The organism is Amycolatopsis thermalba, assembly GCF_003385215.1.
Lineage (GTDB): Bacteria > Actinomycetota > Actinomycetes > Mycobacteriales > Pseudonocardiaceae > Amycolatopsis_E > Amycolatopsis_E thermalba.
In genome coordinates, this window is record NZ_PQHW01000009.1 from 60,662 (window position 1) to 76,852 (window position 16,191).

Consider the following 16,191-nt stretch of genomic DNA (forward strand, 5'->3'; position numbering starts at 1 on the left):
ACTCCCGCGCGGAAAATGCGGACGAATATTGTTGAACGATCCTCTTGTAGATTCGCCCCTGGATTCAGTACCTTCCGCTGCGTCGACATCGAACCGGGAGGACGGATCATGAAACTGCGCAAGACCCTGCTCACCGCGGGCACGATCGCCACCGTCACCACAGCCGTACTGGCGGGAACGGGCGTCGCCTCAGCGGACGTGGACTACGACCACGTCTGGCCGGACAACGACGGCACCGCGAAGGTCTACGTCAAGGAAAACGGCGACGTGCTCAGCGTGTGCGACACGAAGGCCGACGGGAAGGCGGCCCGGATGCACGTGTACGTCGGCGACGAGGGGGATCCGCGGTACTCGGCCTACGCCACGAACGGCAAGGGGACCTGCGTGACGCGCCGCGCCAAGGACGGAGGCGCCTACAACCTCCCCGAGGGGAGGCGGATCTGGGTCTACTTCGGCAACGAGGACGGCGCCGGCAACTGGACCAGCAGGTCCTACGTGAACGACCACTGAGCCGACCGAGACGGGCCCCACGACCAGGCGGGTGTCGTGGGACCCGGACGTCACTGCCCGTCCGGCCACCGCACGTGCGCGTCGTGCTCGGGGTGCTTGCGCAGGTGGGCCGCGATGAACGGGCACAGCGGCACGATCGTCTTGCCGCGCCGCACCGCGTCCTCGATCACCGCGGACGCCAGCTTCGAGCCGAGCCCCTGCCCGGAGAACGCGTCGTCGATCTCGGTGTGGGTGAAGATCACGTTGTCCCCGCGCTCGCGGTACTCGGCGAACCCGCCCAGCTCGTCCCCGACGAAGATCTCGTAGCGGCTCTTCTCCTCGTTCCGCGTGACCACGGGTTCTCCTAACCGACGGGTGCGGGTTTCTTGGTCAAGTTGATCAGGAGCTTGGTGCACCAGTCCAGCAGGGCGTCGTCACGCAACGCGGGAGCGCCCATGCGGCCACCCGCCGGGCCCTCGGTCGGCTTGGGCACCGACACCATCCGCATCGCGGCCTTGTAGTTCGCCTTCGGGTACAGGCGCTTGAGCCGGACCATCTGCGAATCCATCAGCTCCAGCGGCGCGAACCGGATGTTGTTGCCCTGGGCGGAAACCTCGGTGACGCCCGCCGCGCGGCAGACGTGCCGGAACCGCGCCACCGCGAGCAGCCGCTGCACCGGGGCGGGCGGCTGGCCGTACCGGTCGATCAGCTCCTCCTCGACCGCGCGCAGCTGGTCGTCGTCCACCGCCGCCGCGATCTTGCGGTAGGCCTCCAGCCGCAGGCGCTCGCCGGGGACGTAGTCGTGCGGGATGTGCGCGTCCACCGGCAGGTCCACGCGGACCTCGCGCAGCTCCTCCTCCTCGGCGGGCGCGTCGCCGGCGCTGCGGCGGAACACGTCGACCGCCTCGCCGACCAGCCGCACGTACAGGTCGAACCCGACGCCCGCGATGTGCCCGGACTGCTCGGCGCCCAGGATGTTCCCGGCGCCCCGGATCTCCAGGTCCTTCATCGCGACCGCCATGCCCGCGCCCAGCTCGGTGTTCTGCGCGATCGTCGCGAGCCGGTCGTGCGCCGTCTCGGTCAGCGGGCTCTCCGGCGGGTACAGGAAGTAGGCGTACCCGCGCTCCCGCCCGCGGCCGACGCGACCGCGGAGCTGGTGCAGCTGCGCCAGCCCGAGCAGGTCGCCGCGCTCCACGATCAGCGTGTTCGCGTTCGAGATGTCCAGACCGGTCTCCACGATCGTGGTGCAGACCAGCACGTCGTACTCGCGCTCCCAGAAGCCCTGGATGATCTTCTCGAGCTTGTCCTCGTTCATCTGGCCGTGCGCGGTGACCACGCGTGCCTCGGGCACCAGCTCGCGGATCCGGCGCGCCGCCTTCTCGATCGAGGACACCCGGTTGTGCACGTAGAACACCTGGCCGTCACGCAGCAGCTCGCGCCGGATGGCGGCGGCGACCTGCTTGTCGTCGTAGGCGCCGACGTAGGTCAGGATCGGGTGCCGGTCCTCCGGCGGGGTCAGGATCGTGGACATCTCGCGGATGCCGGCCAGCGACATCTCCAGCGTCCGCGGGATCGGCGTCGCCGACATGGTCAGCACGTCGACGTGCGTGCGCAACGCCTTGATGTGCTCCTTGTGCTCGACGCCGAACCGCTGCTCCTCGTCGACGATGACCAGGCCCAGGTCCTTGTAGCGGATGCCGGTCTGCAGCAGCCGGTGGGTGCCGATCACGATGTCGACCGTGCCGTCGGCCAGCCCGGCCAGCGTCGCCTCCGCCTCGATCTTGTCGGTGAACCGGGACAGGCCCTTGATGTTGACCGGGAACGACGCCATCCGGCCCGCGAACGTGTTGAGGTGCTGCTGGGCCAGCAGGGTGGTCGGCACCAGCACCGCGACCTGCTTGCCGTCCTGGACTGCCTTGAACGCCGCGCGCACGGCGATCTCGGTCTTGCCGTAGCCGACGTCACCGCAGATGACGCGGTCCATCGGCACCCCGCGCTCCATGTCCGCCTTGACCTCGTCGATGGCGGCGAGCTGGTCGTTGGTCTCGGTGAACGGGAACGCGTCCTCCAGCTCGCGCTGCCACGGCGTGTCCGGGCCGAACGGGTGGCCCGGCGAGGCCTGGCGGGCGGCGTAGAGCTGCACCAGCTCGGCGGCGATCTCCTTGACCGCCTTGCGCGCCCTGGCCTTGGTGTTCTTCCAGTCCGAGCCGCCCAGCTTGTTCAGCGTGGGCAGCTCGCCGCCGACGTAGCGGGACACCTCGTCGAGCTGGTCGCTCGGCACGTAGAGCCGGTCGCCCGGGTGGCCGCGCTTGGACGAGGCGTACTCCAGCACCAGGTACTCGCGGGTGGCGCCGCCCACCGTGCGCTGCACCATCTCCACGAACCGGCCGATGCCGTGCTGGTCGTGCACGACGTAGTCGCCCGGCTTGAGCGCCAGCGGGTCGACGGCGTTGCGGCGGCGCGAGGGCATCTTCGCGCCCAGATCACGGGTCGACGATCCGGCGGTGGCGCCGCGGCCGGTCAGGTCGGCCTCGGTGAGCACGACCAGCCGCAGCTCGGGTGCGACGAACCCCTCGGCGAGGCCACCGCAGGCGACCGTCACGATCCCCGGCGCGGGCGGGCTGAGGAGGCCGTCCGCGGCGTGCGTGGCGGAGATCCCGGCGGTGGACAGCTGCTCGACCGCGCGGGTGGCGGTGCCGTGCCCGGCCACCACCAGCACCGCGGTGCCGCCCGCGGCCAGGTGGGCGCGCAGGTCGGCGACCGCGCGCTCCAGGTCGCCGCGGTAGGCGGGCGAGGCCTCCACACCGATCTGGATGACGTCGGCGTCCTCGCTGGTCAGCTGCGACAGCGTCCACCACGCGCGACCGGTCTCGCCGGCGTGCTTGGCGACCTCTTCGAGGTTGCGGTAGGCCGACGCGCCCAGGTCGATCGGGGCCTGCCCGCCGCCGGCCGCCGACATCCAGGACGCCTCCAGGAACTCCTGGCCGGTGCGCACCAGATCGGCGGCCCGGGCGCGGATCTTCTCCGGGTCGGCCAGCACGACGTGGGTGCCCTCGGGCATGGCGTCGGTGAGCAGCTCCAGCTCGCCCTCGCACAGCACCGGGATGAGGGCCTCCATGCCCTCGACCGGGATGCCGCCGGCCAGCTTGGTGAGCATCTCGGCCAGCTGCGCGTCGGCCGCGTACCGCTCGGCCAGCTCGCCGGCGCGCGCCTTCACCTCCGGCGTGAGCAGCAGCTCGCGGCAGGGCGGGGCGTACACGTAGGACAGTTCGCCGGGCAATGACCGCTGGTCCGACACCGCGAACGCGCGGACCTCGCTGACCTCGTCGCCCCAGAACTCGACGCGGTACGGGTGGTCGGCGGTCGGCGGGAAGACGTCCAGGATGCCGCCGCGCACGGCGAACTCGCCGCGCTTCTCGACCATGTCCACGCGCGTGTAGGCCAGTTCGACGAGCCGGTCCAGCAGGCCCTCGAACTCCTCCTCCTCGCCGGCCCGCAGCTCGACCGGCGCGAGGCTGCCCAGGCCCGGCGCCATCGGCTGGATCAGGCTGCGCACCGTGGCCACCACCACGCGCGGGGCGCGGCCGGTGTGCAGCCGGTGCAGCACGTCCAGGCGGCGGCCGACGGTGTCCGCGCGGGGCGACAGGCGCTCGTGCGGCAGCGTCTCCCAGGACGGGAAGTCGGCCACCGCCTCCGGGCCGATCAGGCTCGCCAGCGCGGCCGTCAGCTCCTCGGCCTCGCGGCCGGTGGCTGTGACGGCCAGCACCGGCCCGATCGCCCCGGCGTCGGCGGCCAGTGCCGCGACCACCAGCTGGCGGGTGGCCGTGGCGCCGGACAGTTCCAGCAGGGGCGCGCCGGCCCGCTCGACCACCGCGCGCAGGGCGGGGTCGGGCAGGACGGCGGAGAGCAGGCCGGACAACTGCGGATCGGACACGGAAACGATCTCCCTGGAGCACGCGGGCACACCCCTGCCCGGGTTCACGGAGGGATCAGGGGCTCTCGGGTTCCAGGGTACGTCGCAGGGGCGACAAAATTTCGGCGAGTCCCGCGAGCTGGTGGTCGATCACCCGCGGATCGAGGGCCGCGACGCGCAGCAGGATGTGCCGCGCACCGGCGTCGACGAAGCGCCTGAGCTGGGCGATCAGCTCGTCCGGGCCGCCGGAGATCATCACCTGGATCTGGCCCACCCAGTCGAGTGGCGCCTGGTAGGTCGCCTGGCAGTACTCCTCCAGCGCGGCCGTGCCCGCGCCGAGGTGGACGGTCGCGAACAGCGCGGGCGTGACGTCGCGGCCGTGCTCGCGGATGGTGGCCAGGCCGCTGGCGTAGTCGGCCGGGTCGGGCGGGTAGGGCAGCCAGCCGTCGTAGAGCTGCCCGGCGCGGCGCAGCGCGGCCGGCGTGAAGCCGCCGAGCCACACCGGCGGGCCGCCGGGCTGGGCGGGGCGCGGCACCTCGGGCAGCCAGTCGTAGTGCAGGACCTTGCCGTGGAAGGACTTCGGGCTGCCGGTCCACAGCTGCCGCCACAGCGCGACGGTGTCGTCGAGGTGCGAGAAGCGGGTCTTGAAGTTCACGCCGGCCAGGTCGAACTCGTGCTCGCTGCGTCCGGGGAAGCCGGCGCCGACGCCGAGGATCAGGCGTCCGCCGGAGACGAGGTCGAGCGAGGAGAGCGTGAGCGCGGCCTGCACCGGGTGGCGGTACGCGGGCATCAGGACCGCGGTGCCGAGCCGGACGGTTTCGGTGGCCTGCGCGACGGCGGTGAGCAGGGTGAGCGGTTCGACCCGGGCGCGCGACAGCGAGTCGCCCACCCAGACCGAGTCGAAGCCGAGGCGCTCGGCGCGCACGGCGATGTCCACGATGTCGCCGACGGAACCGCCGGCTTCGAGCTGGGCCTGCCCGGCGGGCAGGAGGAGTCCGATCTGCATGCCGCCGAGACTCGCCGCCACGGCGGTATGGCGGCAATTCCCGCCGGGGAATGCCGCCCGACCGCAGAACTCGCGCGCCGGAGCGTAGAACTCGCGCGCCGGAGCGTGGAACTCGCGCGCCGGAGCGTGGAACTCGCGCGGGGCGCGAGTTGAACGTTCGGGCGCGCGAGTCCCACGTTCGGGACGGTGAGTTCTGCGTTCGGGACGGTGAGTTCTGCGTTCGCGCCGGTCAGGCGGGGCCGCCCGGCCCGAGGTCGAACGGCTGGCGCACCGGCAGGTCGGGCTGCTCGGTCTCCACGACCTCCACCAGGTCGTCCGGCCGGACGCGCGGCGGCAGCTCGCCGAACCGCGCGAAGCGGAGGAAGTCCAGCTCTTCGTCAGTGAACCGCTCGGACACCGGCACCTCCAGTCGGTCATTCCCCGCGGGGAATGGCGGGCAGCGCGCTCCCGGGAGTAAGCATGCGTGGTGACGACGGCATTCGGAAGTGCCCTCAAGGACTGGCGCACCCGGCGGCGCCTGTCCCAGCTCGAACTCGCCCTGCGCGCGGGCACCACGCAGCGGCACGTCAGCTTCATGGAGAGCGGCCGGTCGGTGCCCGGGCGCGGCATGGTCGTGCGCGTGGCCGAGTCGCTGCAACTGCCGCTGCGCGAACGCAACGCGCTCCTGCTCAGCGCCGGCTACGCCCCCAGCTACCCGGAAACCGACCTGTCCGATCCGGCGCTGCGGCCGGTGCTCGACGCGCTGGAACGGCTCCTCGACGGCCACGAGCCGTACCCGGCGATCGTGGTGGACCGGTTCGGCGACCTGGTCGCGACCAACAAGGCCGCCGGCATCCTCACCGAGGGCGCCGCGCCCGAGCTGCTCGAACCGCCGGTCAACGTGCTGCGCCTGGCCCTGCACCCGCGTGGCATGGCACCCCGCATCGCAAACTTCGACGACTGGGCCCGGCACGTCCTGGAGCGGCCCCGGCAGGAGCAGGCGAAGGCGCCGCACCCCCGGCACGCGGAGCTGCTCACCGAGCTGGAGGGCTACCTGCCCGGCCCACCGAACCTGGACGCCGACCACCTCGGGTTCGCCGTGCCGCTGGTCCTGCGCACCTCGCGCGGCGAGATGCGGCTGCTCACCGCGATCACCACGTTCGCCACGGCCGTCGACGTGACGGTGTCGGAACTGCGGCTGGAGACGTTCCTGCCCGCCGACGACGAGACCGCCCACATCCTCACGCGATGAGCGACCCGCCGGCCTTGCCCACCAGCAGCGCGGCCACCACCCACAGCACCGCCGCGGCCACGCTCACCGCCAGGAACCGCGGGTACGGGACGGCCGCCGCGCCGGCCACCCGCGGCATCAGCGTCCGCGCCCCGGCGAGGAACCGCGCGGCGAACACCGCCACCACCCCGTAGCGCGCCATGCGTGACTCGACCCGGCGCCAGCGCGGCGAGCGGATCCGCCGCCCCAGCCGGCGTCCCTCCAGGTAGGCCAGCTGGTCCCCGCACACGGCCGCCGCGGCGACGACCGTCATCGCGAGCCACAGGTTCACCGTCCCCTGCCCGGCGAGGAACCCGACGAGCAGCAGGGTGGACAACGTCGGCAGCACGATCCCCGGCAGCAGCGCGGTCTCCGCGGCGATCACCGCCGCCGCGACGAGGTAGACCAGCACGGGCGGGAGGGTGGCGATGGCGTCGATCACGGCGTCACGGCCGCTCGGTGCACGAACGCGGGCGGCAGGTTGCCCCACACCACCCGGCTGCGGCCGACGAACCCGAACCGCCGGGCCAGCGCGGCCTCGAACCGCCGGGCGGCGGGCAGCCACGCGGCGTGCAGGTAGGCGAAGGTCGCGAACCGGCCGCCCGGCGCGAGCACCTCGCCGACCTGGTCGAGGACGCGGTCCTGGCGGTCGCCGGGGAACAGCGACCACGGCAGCCCGGACACCACGACGTCCGCGGCGCGCACGTGACCGGCCAGGTGTTCGGCGGAGCCGGTGATCACCTCGACGCCGGGGTGGCGCCGGGCGAGGTCACCGGCCAGCCGCGGGTTGACCTCGACGGCCGTCAGCCGGGCGCCAGGTCTCAGCCGCGCGAGCAGGGCTTCGGTGAACACCCCGGTGCCGGGCCCCAGCTCGACGACGTGGGCGGCCCGCTCGACCCCGATGCCGGCGACCACGGCCGCCGCCAGGCGCCGCGAGCTGGCCGCGATCGCGCCGGTGTGCGCTGGAGCGCGGAGGAATTCCCTGGTGATGGACATGTCATTGACGCTAGGAACGCCGGCGTCCGATCACCTCGGCATCGCGGCCGCATCGTCTCCTCCTCGAGGAGGAGACGATCGAGACCGGGACTTCACCGGACAACGGGCACAATGACCGCATGCGCCGCATCGGGGCCGTACTGCTCGCCGGACTGGCCGTCACGGCTTGCTCGTCTTCGCCCGCCCAGGACCTGCCGTCGACCCCCGCCACGGTCGCCGCGCCCACCACGGTCAACGGGCGGAGCCTCGCGCTGGAGGTGGACGTCGTGACCGGCGGCCTGCAGCACGGCTGGGACGTCGGCTTCCTGCCCGACGGCTCGATGCTCGTCACCCAGCGGCCGGGGCGGCTCGCGCTGATCGAGGGCACCGCGGTCAGCCAGGACGCCGCCGACTTCTCCGACGTGTGGGCCCGCGGCGAGGGCGGCCTGATGGGCATGGTCGTGCACCCGGACTTCGCCACCAGCCGCGAGTTCACCACCTGCCAGACGCACCAGGAGAACGGCCGCGCCGTCGACATCCGGCTGGTCACCTGGTCGCTGTCGGCCGACAAGCGCAGCGCGACGAAGGTGCGCGATCTGCTGACCGGGCTGCCGGTCAACCAGAGCGGCCGGCATTCCGGGTGCCGCCCGGAGATCGCCGCCGACGGGGCGCTGCTCGTCGGCACCGGCGACACCGCCCGGCCGGACGTGTCGCAGGACCGGCACAGCCTCGGCGGCAAGATGCTGCGCATCGACCTGCACACCGGCGCGCCGTTGCCGGACAACCCGTTCATCTCCTCGGCCGACCCCGACGAGCAGCGGATCTACAGCTTCGGGCACCGCAACATCCAGGGCGTGGCCGTGCGGCCGGGCACCGGTCAGATCTTCGCCGGCGAGCACGGGCCGACGTTCGACGACGAGATCAACCTGATCCGGGCCGGCGGCAACTACGGCTGGGACCCGTCGCAGGGCGGCACCGTCGACTCCTACGACGAGGACGTGCCGATGACCGACCTGCAGCGGTTCCCGGACGCCGTCCGGCCACTGTGGACCTCCGGGGAGATCACCGAGGCGATCTGCGGCGCGGCCTTCGTGTCCGGGCCGCAGTGGGGCGCGCTGGACGGCAGGCTGGCCGTCGTGGCGCTCAAGGGCCAGAAGATGCTGATGTTCACCCTGGACGCCGCGGGCGCGGTCACCGAGGTCTACCTGCCGGCCGAGTTCGACGACACCTACGGCCGCCTGCGCGCGGTGCGCAGCGGCCCGGACGGCGCGTTGTACGTGACCACGTCGGACGGCAGCGACGACAAGGTCCTGCGCATCACACCGGCTGCTTAGCGCGCGCGGACCGGTTGCTCAGCAGGTAGCCCACGGCGATGACGGCCGCCACGACCGGCGTGACGTACAGCGCGATCCGGGTGTCCTCGCTGAACCCGAGCAGCACCACGACCAGCGCGAGGAACGCCAGCGCGAGGTAGCCGGTCCACGGCGCCCCGGGCATGCGGAACTCCGACGCGGGCAGCTCGCCGCGGTCGCTGCGGCGGCGGTACCGCAGCTGGCAGACGACGATGATGCCCCAGGTCCACAGCACACCGACGGTGGCGACGCTGGTGATGTAGGCGAACGCCTTCTCCGGCACGAACGCGTTGATCAGGATGCCGGCCGCCATGACGACCGCGGACGCCGTGATGCTCGCCGCGGGCACCTGCCGCTTCGACAGCCGGGTGAACGTGGCCGGTGCGGACCGGTGGACCGCGAGGGTGCGCAGCATCCGGCCGGTCGAGTAGATGCCGGAGTTGCACGACGACAGCGCCGCGGTCAGCACGACGAACTGGATGATCCCGGCGGCGCCGTGGATGCCGACCGCGTCGAAGGCCCGCACGAACGGGCTCTCGCCCTCGTGGAACTCCGTCCACGGCACCAGGGACAGCAGCACGACCAGCGCGCCGACGTAGAACACGCCGATCCGCACCATGACGCTGTTGATCGCCTTGGGCAGCACGACCCGCGGGTTCTCCGCCTCACCCGCGGTCAGCCCGATCAGCTCGACGCCGAGGTAGGCGAACATGACGCTCTGCAGCGCCAGCAGCGCGCTGCCCGCGCCGTGCGGCAGGAACCCGCCGTCGCTCACCAGGTGCGCGAACGAGGCGTGCTCACCGGCCGGGCCGATGCCGAACACGATGACCGCGAGGCCGAGGACGATCGCCCCGACGATGGTCACCACCTTGATCATGGAGAACCAGAACTCGAACTCGCCGAACACCTTGACCGAGATCAGGTTCGCCAGGAACAACAGCCCCAGCACGACCGCCGCGGTGACCCATTGCGGCACCTGCGGGAACCAGTACTGCACGTAGATCCCGGCCGCGGTGATCTCCGCCATCGCGGTGACCACCCACATCAGCCAGTACACCCACCCGGTGGCGAACCCGGCGAAGCGGCCGACGAACTCCTCGGCGTAGTCGACGAAGCTGCGCGACACCGGCCGGTACATCAGCAGCTCGCCGAGCGCGCGCATGATCAGGAAGATGACCGCGCCCGCGACGGCGTAGGAGGCGATCAGCGCGGGCCCGGACGTCTCGATCGCCGCGCCGGCGCCGAGGAACAGCCCCGTACCGATCGCGCCACCGATCGCCATCATGCTGATCTGCCGGTTCTTCAGCCCCCGGGCGTAACCCTCGTCGGTCCCCTGGTCGCTCATGGCCCTCCCGTCTACGGCTGGTCCAGACCCTAACGGGGGGTTCACAGGCGGCAGCTTGGGGCACTTTGTCATGGTCGATTTCTGATGGTAGATTTCGACCATGCCACGTCGTGCACTGGACAACCCCCTGGTCCTCCCGGTCCTGGGACTCCTGCTCGAATCGCCGATGCACCCGTACCAGGTGTTCACGGAGTTGCGTACGCGCAGCGCGAGCGCCATCAACCGGGGCACGCTGTACGACGTCGTGGAGGCGCTGGCCGCGGCGGAGTGGATCGCTCCACAGGGCACCGAGCGCAGCGGCAACCGCCCCGAACGGACCGTCTACGCGCTCACCGGCGCCGGCCGCGACGAGCTGGTGCGCAGGCTGGACAGCCGGATCCGGGAGCCGAAGCGGGAGTTCCCCGAGTTCCTCGGCGCGATCGCCTACGTCGGCGCGCTCGGGCCCGACGGCGCGGTCGCCGCGCTGGCCGAGCGCGCGCGGCGGTTGTCCGAACGGGCCGACGCCGATCAGGAGCGGCTGGCCGCGGTGCTGGACAGCGGCGTGCCGCGCCTGCACGTCATCGAGGCCGAGTACGCGCTCCACCAGACCCGCGCCGAGATCGCGTGGGTCGAGAACCTCGTCGCCGAAATCCGCGGCGGCTCACTGACCTGGCCGTGAAAGGACCGACCATGCTCTTCGGCATCTACCCCGGCGGCGTCACCGGAACCGACTCCGGCCAACTGACCAGTGGACCACCCGACGATCCGGCGCGGATCACCCAGGCGCTCACCGCGTTGCGGGAACGGGGACCGTTCCTCGTGCGCGCCTACCTCGGGTTCGATGACTCCACTCCGGACGGTCCACACGCGACAGTCACTCCGGCCGGAGCCGCGCGGTACACCGGAAACGGCCGCGTGCTGGACCTCGTCGCGCAGTACCAGTCGCCGAGCGGTGATGTGGACGGCTACCGCGCGTTCGTGCGGCGGCTGGTCGAGCAGTACGGCGCGGTCACCGGCACGCTGCAGATCGCCGAGGAGCCGAACGTGCCGGACAACCCGGTGCTCGACGGCTACTACCCGCGCGTGATCGAAGCGATCGTGGCCGGTGTCGCGGCGGCCAAGGAGCGGGCGGCGGAACTCGGGCACGATCTGCGGGTCGGCTTCAACACCACGCCGCTGTTCGGGCCGGGCGCGTCGTTCATCGCGGATCTGGCGCAGGCAGGCGGCGCGGAGTTCGTGCGCCAGGTGGACTACGTCGGCCTGGACTTCTTCCCGGACGTCTTCCGGCCGGTCGGCCCGGCCGAGCTGGGCGCGGCGGTGGCGGGCCTGCTGCGCCACCACCGCGAGAACGTCCTCGCGCCGGCCGGTTTCGGTGACGTCCCGCTGCACATCACCGAGCACGGCTGGCCGACCGGCCCGGACCGACCGGCCGAGCGGCAGGCCGAAGTGGTGGAGACGGTCGTCCGGGCCGCCGCGGACGCGGGCGTGAGCTGCTACACCCACTTCTCCCTGCGCGACGCCGACAGCGCCCAGCCCGGCCTGTTCCACCAGTTCGGCCTGCTGCGGGACGACTACACCCGCAAGCCCGCCTTCGACACCTACCGGAAGCTGATCGCCGAGTTCACCAGGTGACCGGCAGTTCGTGCACCCCGTAGATGTTCATGTCGGTGCGCAGCTTCACCTCGTTCGCGGGGATGGCGAGCCGGAGGTCCGGGAAGCGGCGCAGCAGCCCGCCGAACCCGGCACGCATCTCCAGGCGGGCCAGCTGCTGGCCGAGGCACTGGTGGACGCCGTGCCCGAAGGACATGTGACCGCGGGCGTTGCGGTGCACGTCCAGGGCGTCGGGTTCGTCGAAGCGCCGGGGGTCGCGGTTGGCGGACAACAGCGAGACCACCACCGTCGACCCCTGCGGGATCGTTTCGCCGCCGAGTTCGAGGTCCTCGGTGGCGTAGCGGTAGAAGACGTCGGCGACGGACAGGTAGCGCAGGAGTTCCTCGACCGCCCCGGGCACCAGTTCCGGGTTCGCCCGGAGTTCGGCCATCTGCTCGGGGTGCTCCAGGAGCGCGAAGGTGCCCAGCCCCAGCATGTTGGCGGTGGTCTCGTGCCCGGCGAGCAGCAGCAGGAAGGCGATGCCGGTCAGCTCCTCGATGCTGAGGTCGTCCTGGCGGGCCAGGTCGGACAGGATGTCCTCGCCGGGCTCGGCGCGCTTGCGGGTGACCAGCTCGCCCAGGTACCCGGTCAGCGCGCCGACCACGGCGATCTTCTCCTCCAGCCCGATGTCCTTGACCATGAACCGCGCGGCGTTGTGCTGGAAGGTCTCCCGATCCTCGTAGGGCACGCCGAGCAGCTCGCAGATCACCAGCGACGGCACCGGCAGCGCGAACTCCTTGACCAGGTCGACCGGCGGGGCGAGGCGCGCCATCTCGTCCAGGTGCCGCTCGGCGATCTCCTTGATGTGCTCTTCCAGTTGCTTCATCCGCTTGACCGTGAAGGCGCCGGTGAGCCTGCGCCGCAGCCGGGTGTGGTCCGGCGGGTCCATCGAGATGAACATGCCGGGCATCTGCGGGGACGGCTCGGTCTGCGGCGGCATGCCCGGGGTCGGGTACGGCACGTGGATGATGCCGAGGTCCAGGCGGGAGCTGAACCGGGTGTCGGCCAGGACCTGGCGGACCTCGTCGTAGCCGGTGACGAGCCAGCCCTCGTGGCCGTCCGGGAAGACCAGCGGGCAGACCGGGCGGGACTCGCGCAGGCGGGTGAACTCGCCGGGCGGGTCGAAGGGGCCGGCGTCGCGATCCGTGGGCAGGCCGTTCGGGATGGGAACCGTCTGAGTCACCGGATGTCCTTTCGTGGCGGTTGCTGCGTCCCACGATCACCGGCCGTGCTGACACGAGGCTGACACGGCTCTGACATCACGATCGGGGCCGGTCGGCGAGCTTGAGCCACACGACACCGGCGATGATCACGGTGAGCCAGCACGCCTTGGCCAGGGTGAGGGTCTCGTCGAAGAAGACCGGGCCGAGCAGCGCGGCCCCGGCGGCGCCGATACCCGCCCAGACCGCGTAGCCGATGCCCACGTCGATGGTGCGCAGGGCGAGGCTCAGGGCGAACAGCGTCAGCAGGAAGAAGACGACCGCGACGAGCGACCAGGAGAGCACGGTGAAGCCCTGGCTGCCGCCCACGGACAGCGCGTAGCCGATTTCGAAGACGCCGGCGAGCAGGAGGACGAGCCAGGCCCGGGCGCGGCGGGTGGTGGTGTTCGTGCGCGTGGCGGTGCCGGTCGACATGTCAGGCCACCCCGCTCAGCTGGAGGCCGACGACGCCGGCGATGACGGCGGCGATCCCGGCGATCTTGCGCCAGTCGAGACGCTGGCCGAAGAGGAGCACGCCGAGGACGACGATCCCGACGCCGGCGACGGAGGTCCAGATCGCGTAGCCGACGCCGACGTCGAAGGTCAGCAGCGCCAGGCTGAGCAGGTAGGTGGCGATGCCACCGCTGACCAGCGTGGCGACGGTCCAGCCGGGCCGGGTGAAGCCCTGGGCCTTGCCCGCGGAGATGGCGACGGTGATCTCGAAGATGACCGCGACACCGAGGTAGAGCCAATGCACGGCGGATGTCCTTTCACGGGGGTGGGTTGCGTGTGCGGCCCCTATCGTGAAACTTGACACCGGTGTCAATTGCAAGAGTCGGACGGTCTGGAGGAGGCCTGATGCGCATCGGTGAGCTGGCCGACGCCACCGGGGTCAGCACCCGGTCCCTGCGGTACTACGAGGAGCAGGCCCTCATCCGCTCCGAGCGCACCCCCGGCGGGTGGCGCGACTTCGACAGCTCGATGGTCGAGCGGGTCGTCCTGATCCAGCACCTGTTCGCGGCCGGCCTGTGCAGCGCCACGATCAACGAACTGCTGCCCTGCCTGGAAGCCCCGCCCGAGGAACGCACGGGGGCGATGGAGGAGTTGCTCGCCCAGCAGGCCGAGCGCCTGGAGGCCAAGCGCCGGGACATCGAGCGCGAGCTGGACATCCTGCGGGCGCTGCGCAACGAGACGGCGCTGCCCGGCCACGCGGCTTGATCAGCGCCGCTGTGCCTTCGACTCGGCGCGGCAAGGCGCTCAGTTCAGGCGCAGTTTGGGCTTGTGCTCCAGGTGGGACAGCCCGTTCCAGGCGAGGTTGACCAGGTGCGCGGCGACCTCGTCGCGCTTGGGGCGGCGCGCGTCGAGCCACCACTGGCCGGTCAGGGCGACCATGCCGACGAGCGCCTGCGCGTAGAGCGGCGCCAGCTTGTCGTCGTAGCCGCGGGCGTCGAACTGCTGCGCGAGGATGTGCTCGACCTGCATCGCGATGTCGTTGAGCAGCGTCGAGAACGTGCCGGAGACGCTGGCCACCGGCGAGTCGCGGACCAGGATGCGGAAGCCGTCGTGCGACTCCTCGACGTAGGACAGCAGCGCGCCGGCCGCCTGCTCGAGCATCGCCCGCGGGTGCCCACCGTACAAAGTGGACACCATGCGGTCGAGCAGGGACTGCATCTCGCGGTCGACGACGACCGCGTAGATGCCTTCCTTGCCACCGAAGTGCTCGTACACCACGGGCTTGGAGACGTTGGCCCGGTGGGCGATCTCCTCGATGGAGGTACCGTCGAAGCCCTTCTCGGCGAAGAGCTTGCGGGCGACGTCGAGCAGTTGCTGCCGGCGTTCCGCGCCCGTCATCCGGACGCGTGACACCGGCCCCGGAGGCCGCACCCCGGTGGCCTCACGCTTCGCTCGACGTCGTCCCGCCACTCGGAGAGACTATTCGGTTGCCAGGCGGGCGAGCCGCTGCGGGGTGGGCCAGCGCACGTTGTGCACCCACCCGAGCTTCTCGAACGCCCAGATCACGCGGGCGGAAATGTCGATCTGCCCGCGCTTGACACCGTGCCGCGCCGAGGTCGGGTCGGCGTGGTGCAGGTTGTGCCACGACTCGCCGAAGGACAGGATCGCCAGCGGCCAGAAGTTGGCGGACTTGTCCCGCGCCGCGAACGGCCGCTCGCCGATCATGTGGCAGACCGAGTTGACCGACCAGGTGACGTGGTGCAGCACGCACACCCGCACCAGACCGGCCCAGAAGAACGCGGTGACCGCGCCCCAGAACGACCAGGTGATCAGGCCGCCGAGCAGGGCGGGCAGGGTCAGCGTGAGCAGGGTCCACAGCGGGAACAGCTCGTCGACCTTCTTGATGGCCGGGTCCTTGAGCAGGTCCGGCGCGAAGCGCTCGGCGTTGCTCGTGTCCCGCTCGAACAGCCAGCCCATGTGGGCGTGCCAGAAGCCCTTGGCGATCGCCAGCGGCGAGGTGCCGAAGGCCCACGGCGAGTGCGGGTCGCCGTCGCGGTCGGAGAACGCGTGGTGGCGCCGGTGGTCGGCGACCCAGGTGATCACCGGGCCCTGCACCGCGAAGCTGCCCGCGATGGCCAGCGCCACGCGCAGCCACGGCTTGGCCTTGAACGAGCCGTGCGTGAAGTAGCGGTGGTACGAGACGGTGATCCCGAGACCGCTGATGACGTAGAAGGCTATGAACAGCCCGACGTCCACCCAGCTCAGTCCCCACCCCCAAGCGAATGGCACGGCGGCGATGAGCGCGGCCAGCGGGAGTATCACGCCGAGGTAGACCGAGAACTGAACACCGGCGCCTCGCTGACCGGCGATGACCGGCTTCGGGCCCTTGGTCTGAGGTGGTTCCATGACCGGAGTGGATGTCATGCGCAACACTTCTTCCTACCTGGGAAAACCTACAAAGGTCTGCCTTACCTACGTTTCCGTAAGTTACGGTACAGGAGGTTTTGCCCCCTGGGGAGACGTCTAAACACCCGACTCAACCCCAGGACTGGCGCGGTTTTCCGATGTCGCTATCCTGACC

18 protein-coding genes are annotated in these 16,191 nt (G+C 71.3%); 6 read left to right on the plus strand and 12 right to left on the minus strand.

All coding sequences use genetic code 11. The features are described from left to right. Positions 1 to 108 precede the first annotated feature (108 nt). Positions 109 to 510, plus strand: a complete 402-nt coding sequence (locus tag D0D15_RS06340) for a hypothetical protein (RefSeq protein ID WP_094004593.1) — start codon at positions 109 to 111, stop codon at positions 508 to 510. Positions 511 to 560: 50 nt separating this feature from the next. Here D0D15_RS06340 and D0D15_RS06345 read toward each other — a convergent pair whose 3' ends face one another. The 4 genes from D0D15_RS06345 to D0D15_RS36230 all read right to left on the minus strand — a co-directional run bounded on the left by D0D15_RS06345 (position 561) and on the right by D0D15_RS36230 (position 5,805). Continuing rightward, positions 561 to 845, minus strand: coding sequence for a GNAT family N-acetyltransferase (locus tag D0D15_RS06345; RefSeq protein ID WP_094004592.1), 285 nt, complete (start codon positions 843 to 845; stop codon positions 561 to 563). 8 nt (positions 846 to 853) lie between these two features. Next, positions 854 to 4,423, minus strand: coding sequence for a transcription-repair coupling factor (mfd, locus tag D0D15_RS06350; RefSeq protein WP_425266776.1), 3,570 nt, complete (start codon positions 4,421 to 4,423; stop codon positions 854 to 856). 55 nt (positions 4,424 to 4,478) lie between these two features. Next, the gene (locus D0D15_RS06355) at positions 4,479 to 5,408 is read right to left on the minus strand and encodes an LLM class flavin-dependent oxidoreductase (protein WP_094004591.1); all 930 of its coding nucleotides are present in this window, start codon (positions 5,406 to 5,408) and stop codon (positions 4,479 to 4,481) included. A 229-nt stretch (positions 5,409 to 5,637) separates the two neighbouring features. Further along, complete coding sequence (locus D0D15_RS36230) at positions 5,638 to 5,805, minus strand: hypothetical protein (RefSeq protein WP_167481462.1); 168 nt, start codon at positions 5,803 to 5,805, stop codon at positions 5,638 to 5,640. A 69-nt stretch (positions 5,806 to 5,874) separates the two neighbouring features. Here D0D15_RS36230 and D0D15_RS06360 point away from each other — a divergent pair, with 69 nt between their 5' ends. Continuing rightward, positions 5,875 to 6,639 carry a helix-turn-helix transcriptional regulator gene (locus D0D15_RS06360; RefSeq protein ID WP_094004752.1) on the plus strand — a complete coding sequence of 255 codons (765 nt, stop codon included), beginning with the start codon at positions 5,875 to 5,877 and terminating at the stop codon, positions 6,637 to 6,639. Here D0D15_RS06360 and D0D15_RS06365 read toward each other — a convergent pair. Both D0D15_RS06365 and D0D15_RS06370 read right to left on the minus strand, forming a co-directional pair. Continuing rightward, a complete protein-coding gene (locus D0D15_RS06365; protein ID WP_115944301.1) occupies positions 6,629 to 7,099 on the minus strand; it encodes a DedA family protein in 471 nt (156 codons plus the stop codon). The genes D0D15_RS06360 and D0D15_RS06365 overlap by 11 nt on opposite strands. After that, a complete protein-coding gene (locus tag D0D15_RS06370; protein ID WP_094004590.1) occupies positions 7,096 to 7,653 on the minus strand; it encodes a class I SAM-dependent methyltransferase in 558 nt (185 codons plus the stop codon). Before D0D15_RS06370 ends, D0D15_RS06365 begins: the two co-directional genes overlap by 4 nt. A gap of 119 nt (positions 7,654 to 7,772) precedes the next feature. Here D0D15_RS06370 and D0D15_RS06375 point away from each other — a divergent pair, with 119 nt between their 5' ends. Continuing rightward, positions 7,773 to 8,966 carry a PQQ-dependent sugar dehydrogenase gene (locus D0D15_RS06375; protein WP_115944302.1) on the plus strand — a complete coding sequence of 398 codons (1,194 nt, stop codon included), beginning with the start codon at positions 7,773 to 7,775 and terminating at the stop codon, positions 8,964 to 8,966. Here the strand turns inward: D0D15_RS06375 and D0D15_RS06380 are convergent. Beyond that, positions 8,950 to 10,329 carry an amino acid permease gene (locus tag D0D15_RS06380; protein WP_094004588.1) on the minus strand — a complete coding sequence of 460 codons (1,380 nt, stop codon included), beginning with the start codon at positions 10,327 to 10,329 and terminating at the stop codon, positions 8,950 to 8,952. The genes D0D15_RS06375 and D0D15_RS06380 overlap by 17 nt on opposite strands. 100 nt (positions 10,330 to 10,429) lie before the next feature. Between D0D15_RS06380 and D0D15_RS06385 the strand changes: the two genes are divergently transcribed. Beyond that, positions 10,430 to 10,987: a PadR family transcriptional regulator gene (locus D0D15_RS06385; RefSeq protein WP_094004587.1), complete on the plus strand. Its 558-nt coding sequence runs from the start codon at positions 10,430 to 10,432 to the stop codon at positions 10,985 to 10,987. A gap of 11 nt (positions 10,988 to 10,998) precedes the next feature. Then, the gene (locus D0D15_RS06390) at positions 10,999 to 11,940 is read left to right on the plus strand and encodes a hypothetical protein (RefSeq protein ID WP_094004586.1); all 942 of its coding nucleotides are present in this window, start codon (positions 10,999 to 11,001) and stop codon (positions 11,938 to 11,940) included. Here the strand turns inward: D0D15_RS06390 and D0D15_RS06395 are convergent. From D0D15_RS06395 to D0D15_RS06405, 3 genes are all read right to left on the minus strand, one after another. Beyond that, positions 11,930 to 13,141, minus strand: a complete 1,212-nt coding sequence (locus D0D15_RS06395; protein WP_094004585.1) for a cytochrome P450 — start codon at positions 13,139 to 13,141, stop codon at positions 11,930 to 11,932. The genes D0D15_RS06390 and D0D15_RS06395 overlap by 11 nt on opposite strands. Positions 13,142 to 13,217: 76 nt before the next feature. Further along, positions 13,218 to 13,592 (minus strand): DMT family transporter, encoded by a 375-nt coding sequence (locus D0D15_RS06400; RefSeq protein ID WP_094004584.1) that lies wholly within the window; start codon positions 13,590 to 13,592, stop codon positions 13,218 to 13,220. Position 13,593: 1 nt separating this feature from the next. Further along, the gene (locus D0D15_RS06405; RefSeq protein WP_094004583.1) at positions 13,594 to 13,914 is read right to left on the minus strand and encodes a DMT family transporter; all 321 of its coding nucleotides are present in this window, start codon (positions 13,912 to 13,914) and stop codon (positions 13,594 to 13,596) included. 101 nt (positions 13,915 to 14,015) lie between these two features. Here D0D15_RS06405 and D0D15_RS06410 point away from each other — a divergent pair, with 101 nt between their 5' ends. Next, positions 14,016 to 14,375: a MerR family transcriptional regulator gene (locus D0D15_RS06410; protein ID WP_094004582.1), complete on the plus strand. Its 360-nt coding sequence runs from the start codon at positions 14,016 to 14,018 to the stop codon at positions 14,373 to 14,375. Positions 14,376 to 14,414: 39 nt separating this feature from the next. Here D0D15_RS06410 and D0D15_RS06415 read toward each other — a convergent pair whose 3' ends face one another. Then, positions 14,415 to 15,008: a TetR/AcrR family transcriptional regulator gene (locus D0D15_RS06415; protein ID WP_094004581.1), complete on the minus strand. Its 594-nt coding sequence runs from the start codon at positions 15,006 to 15,008 to the stop codon at positions 14,415 to 14,417. An 81-nt stretch (positions 15,009 to 15,089) separates the two neighbouring features. Then, entirely contained in the window at positions 15,090 to 16,016 is a 927-nt protein-coding gene (locus D0D15_RS06420) for an acyl-CoA desaturase (protein ID WP_369806788.1), read from the minus strand. Positions 16,017 to 16,191: the final 175 nt, after the last annotated feature.

What these genes read in the sequence shown, in the direction of transcription:
- D0D15_RS06340 (WP_094004593.1), top strand. Translation starts at nt 109, where the DNA reads ATGAAACTGCGCAAGACCCTGCTCACCGCGGGCACGATCGCCACCGTC.
- D0D15_RS06355 (WP_094004591.1), bottom strand. Translation starts at nt 5,408, where the DNA reads ATGCAGATCGGACTCCTCCTGCCCGCCGGGCAGGCCCAGCTCGAAGCC.
- D0D15_RS06370 (WP_094004590.1), bottom strand. Translation starts at nt 7,653, where the DNA reads ATGTCCATCACCAGGGAATTCCTCCGCGCTCCAGCGCACACCGGCGCG.
- D0D15_RS06375 (WP_115944302.1), top strand. Translation starts at nt 7,773, where the DNA reads ATGCGCCGCATCGGGGCCGTACTGCTCGCCGGACTGGCCGTCACGGCT.
- D0D15_RS06380 (WP_094004588.1), bottom strand. Translation starts at nt 10,329, where the DNA reads ATGAGCGACCAGGGGACCGACGAGGGTTACGCCCGGGGGCTGAAGAAC.
- D0D15_RS06385 (WP_094004587.1), top strand. Translation starts at nt 10,430, where the DNA reads ATGCCACGTCGTGCACTGGACAACCCCCTGGTCCTCCCGGTCCTGGGA.
- D0D15_RS06390 (WP_094004586.1), top strand. Translation starts at nt 10,999, where the DNA reads ATGCTCTTCGGCATCTACCCCGGCGGCGTCACCGGAACCGACTCCGGC.
- D0D15_RS06400 (WP_094004584.1), bottom strand. Translation starts at nt 13,592, where the DNA reads ATGTCGACCGGCACCGCCACGCGCACGAACACCACCACCCGCCGCGCC.
- D0D15_RS06410 (WP_094004582.1), top strand. Translation starts at nt 14,016, where the DNA reads ATGCGCATCGGTGAGCTGGCCGACGCCACCGGGGTCAGCACCCGGTCC.
- D0D15_RS06415 (WP_094004581.1), bottom strand. Translation starts at nt 15,008, where the DNA reads ATGACGGGCGCGGAACGCCGGCAGCAACTGCTCGACGTCGCCCGCAAG.
- D0D15_RS06420 (WP_369806788.1), bottom strand. Translation starts at nt 16,016, where the DNA reads ATGGAACCACCTCAGACCAAGGGCCCGAAGCCGGTCATCGCCGGTCAG.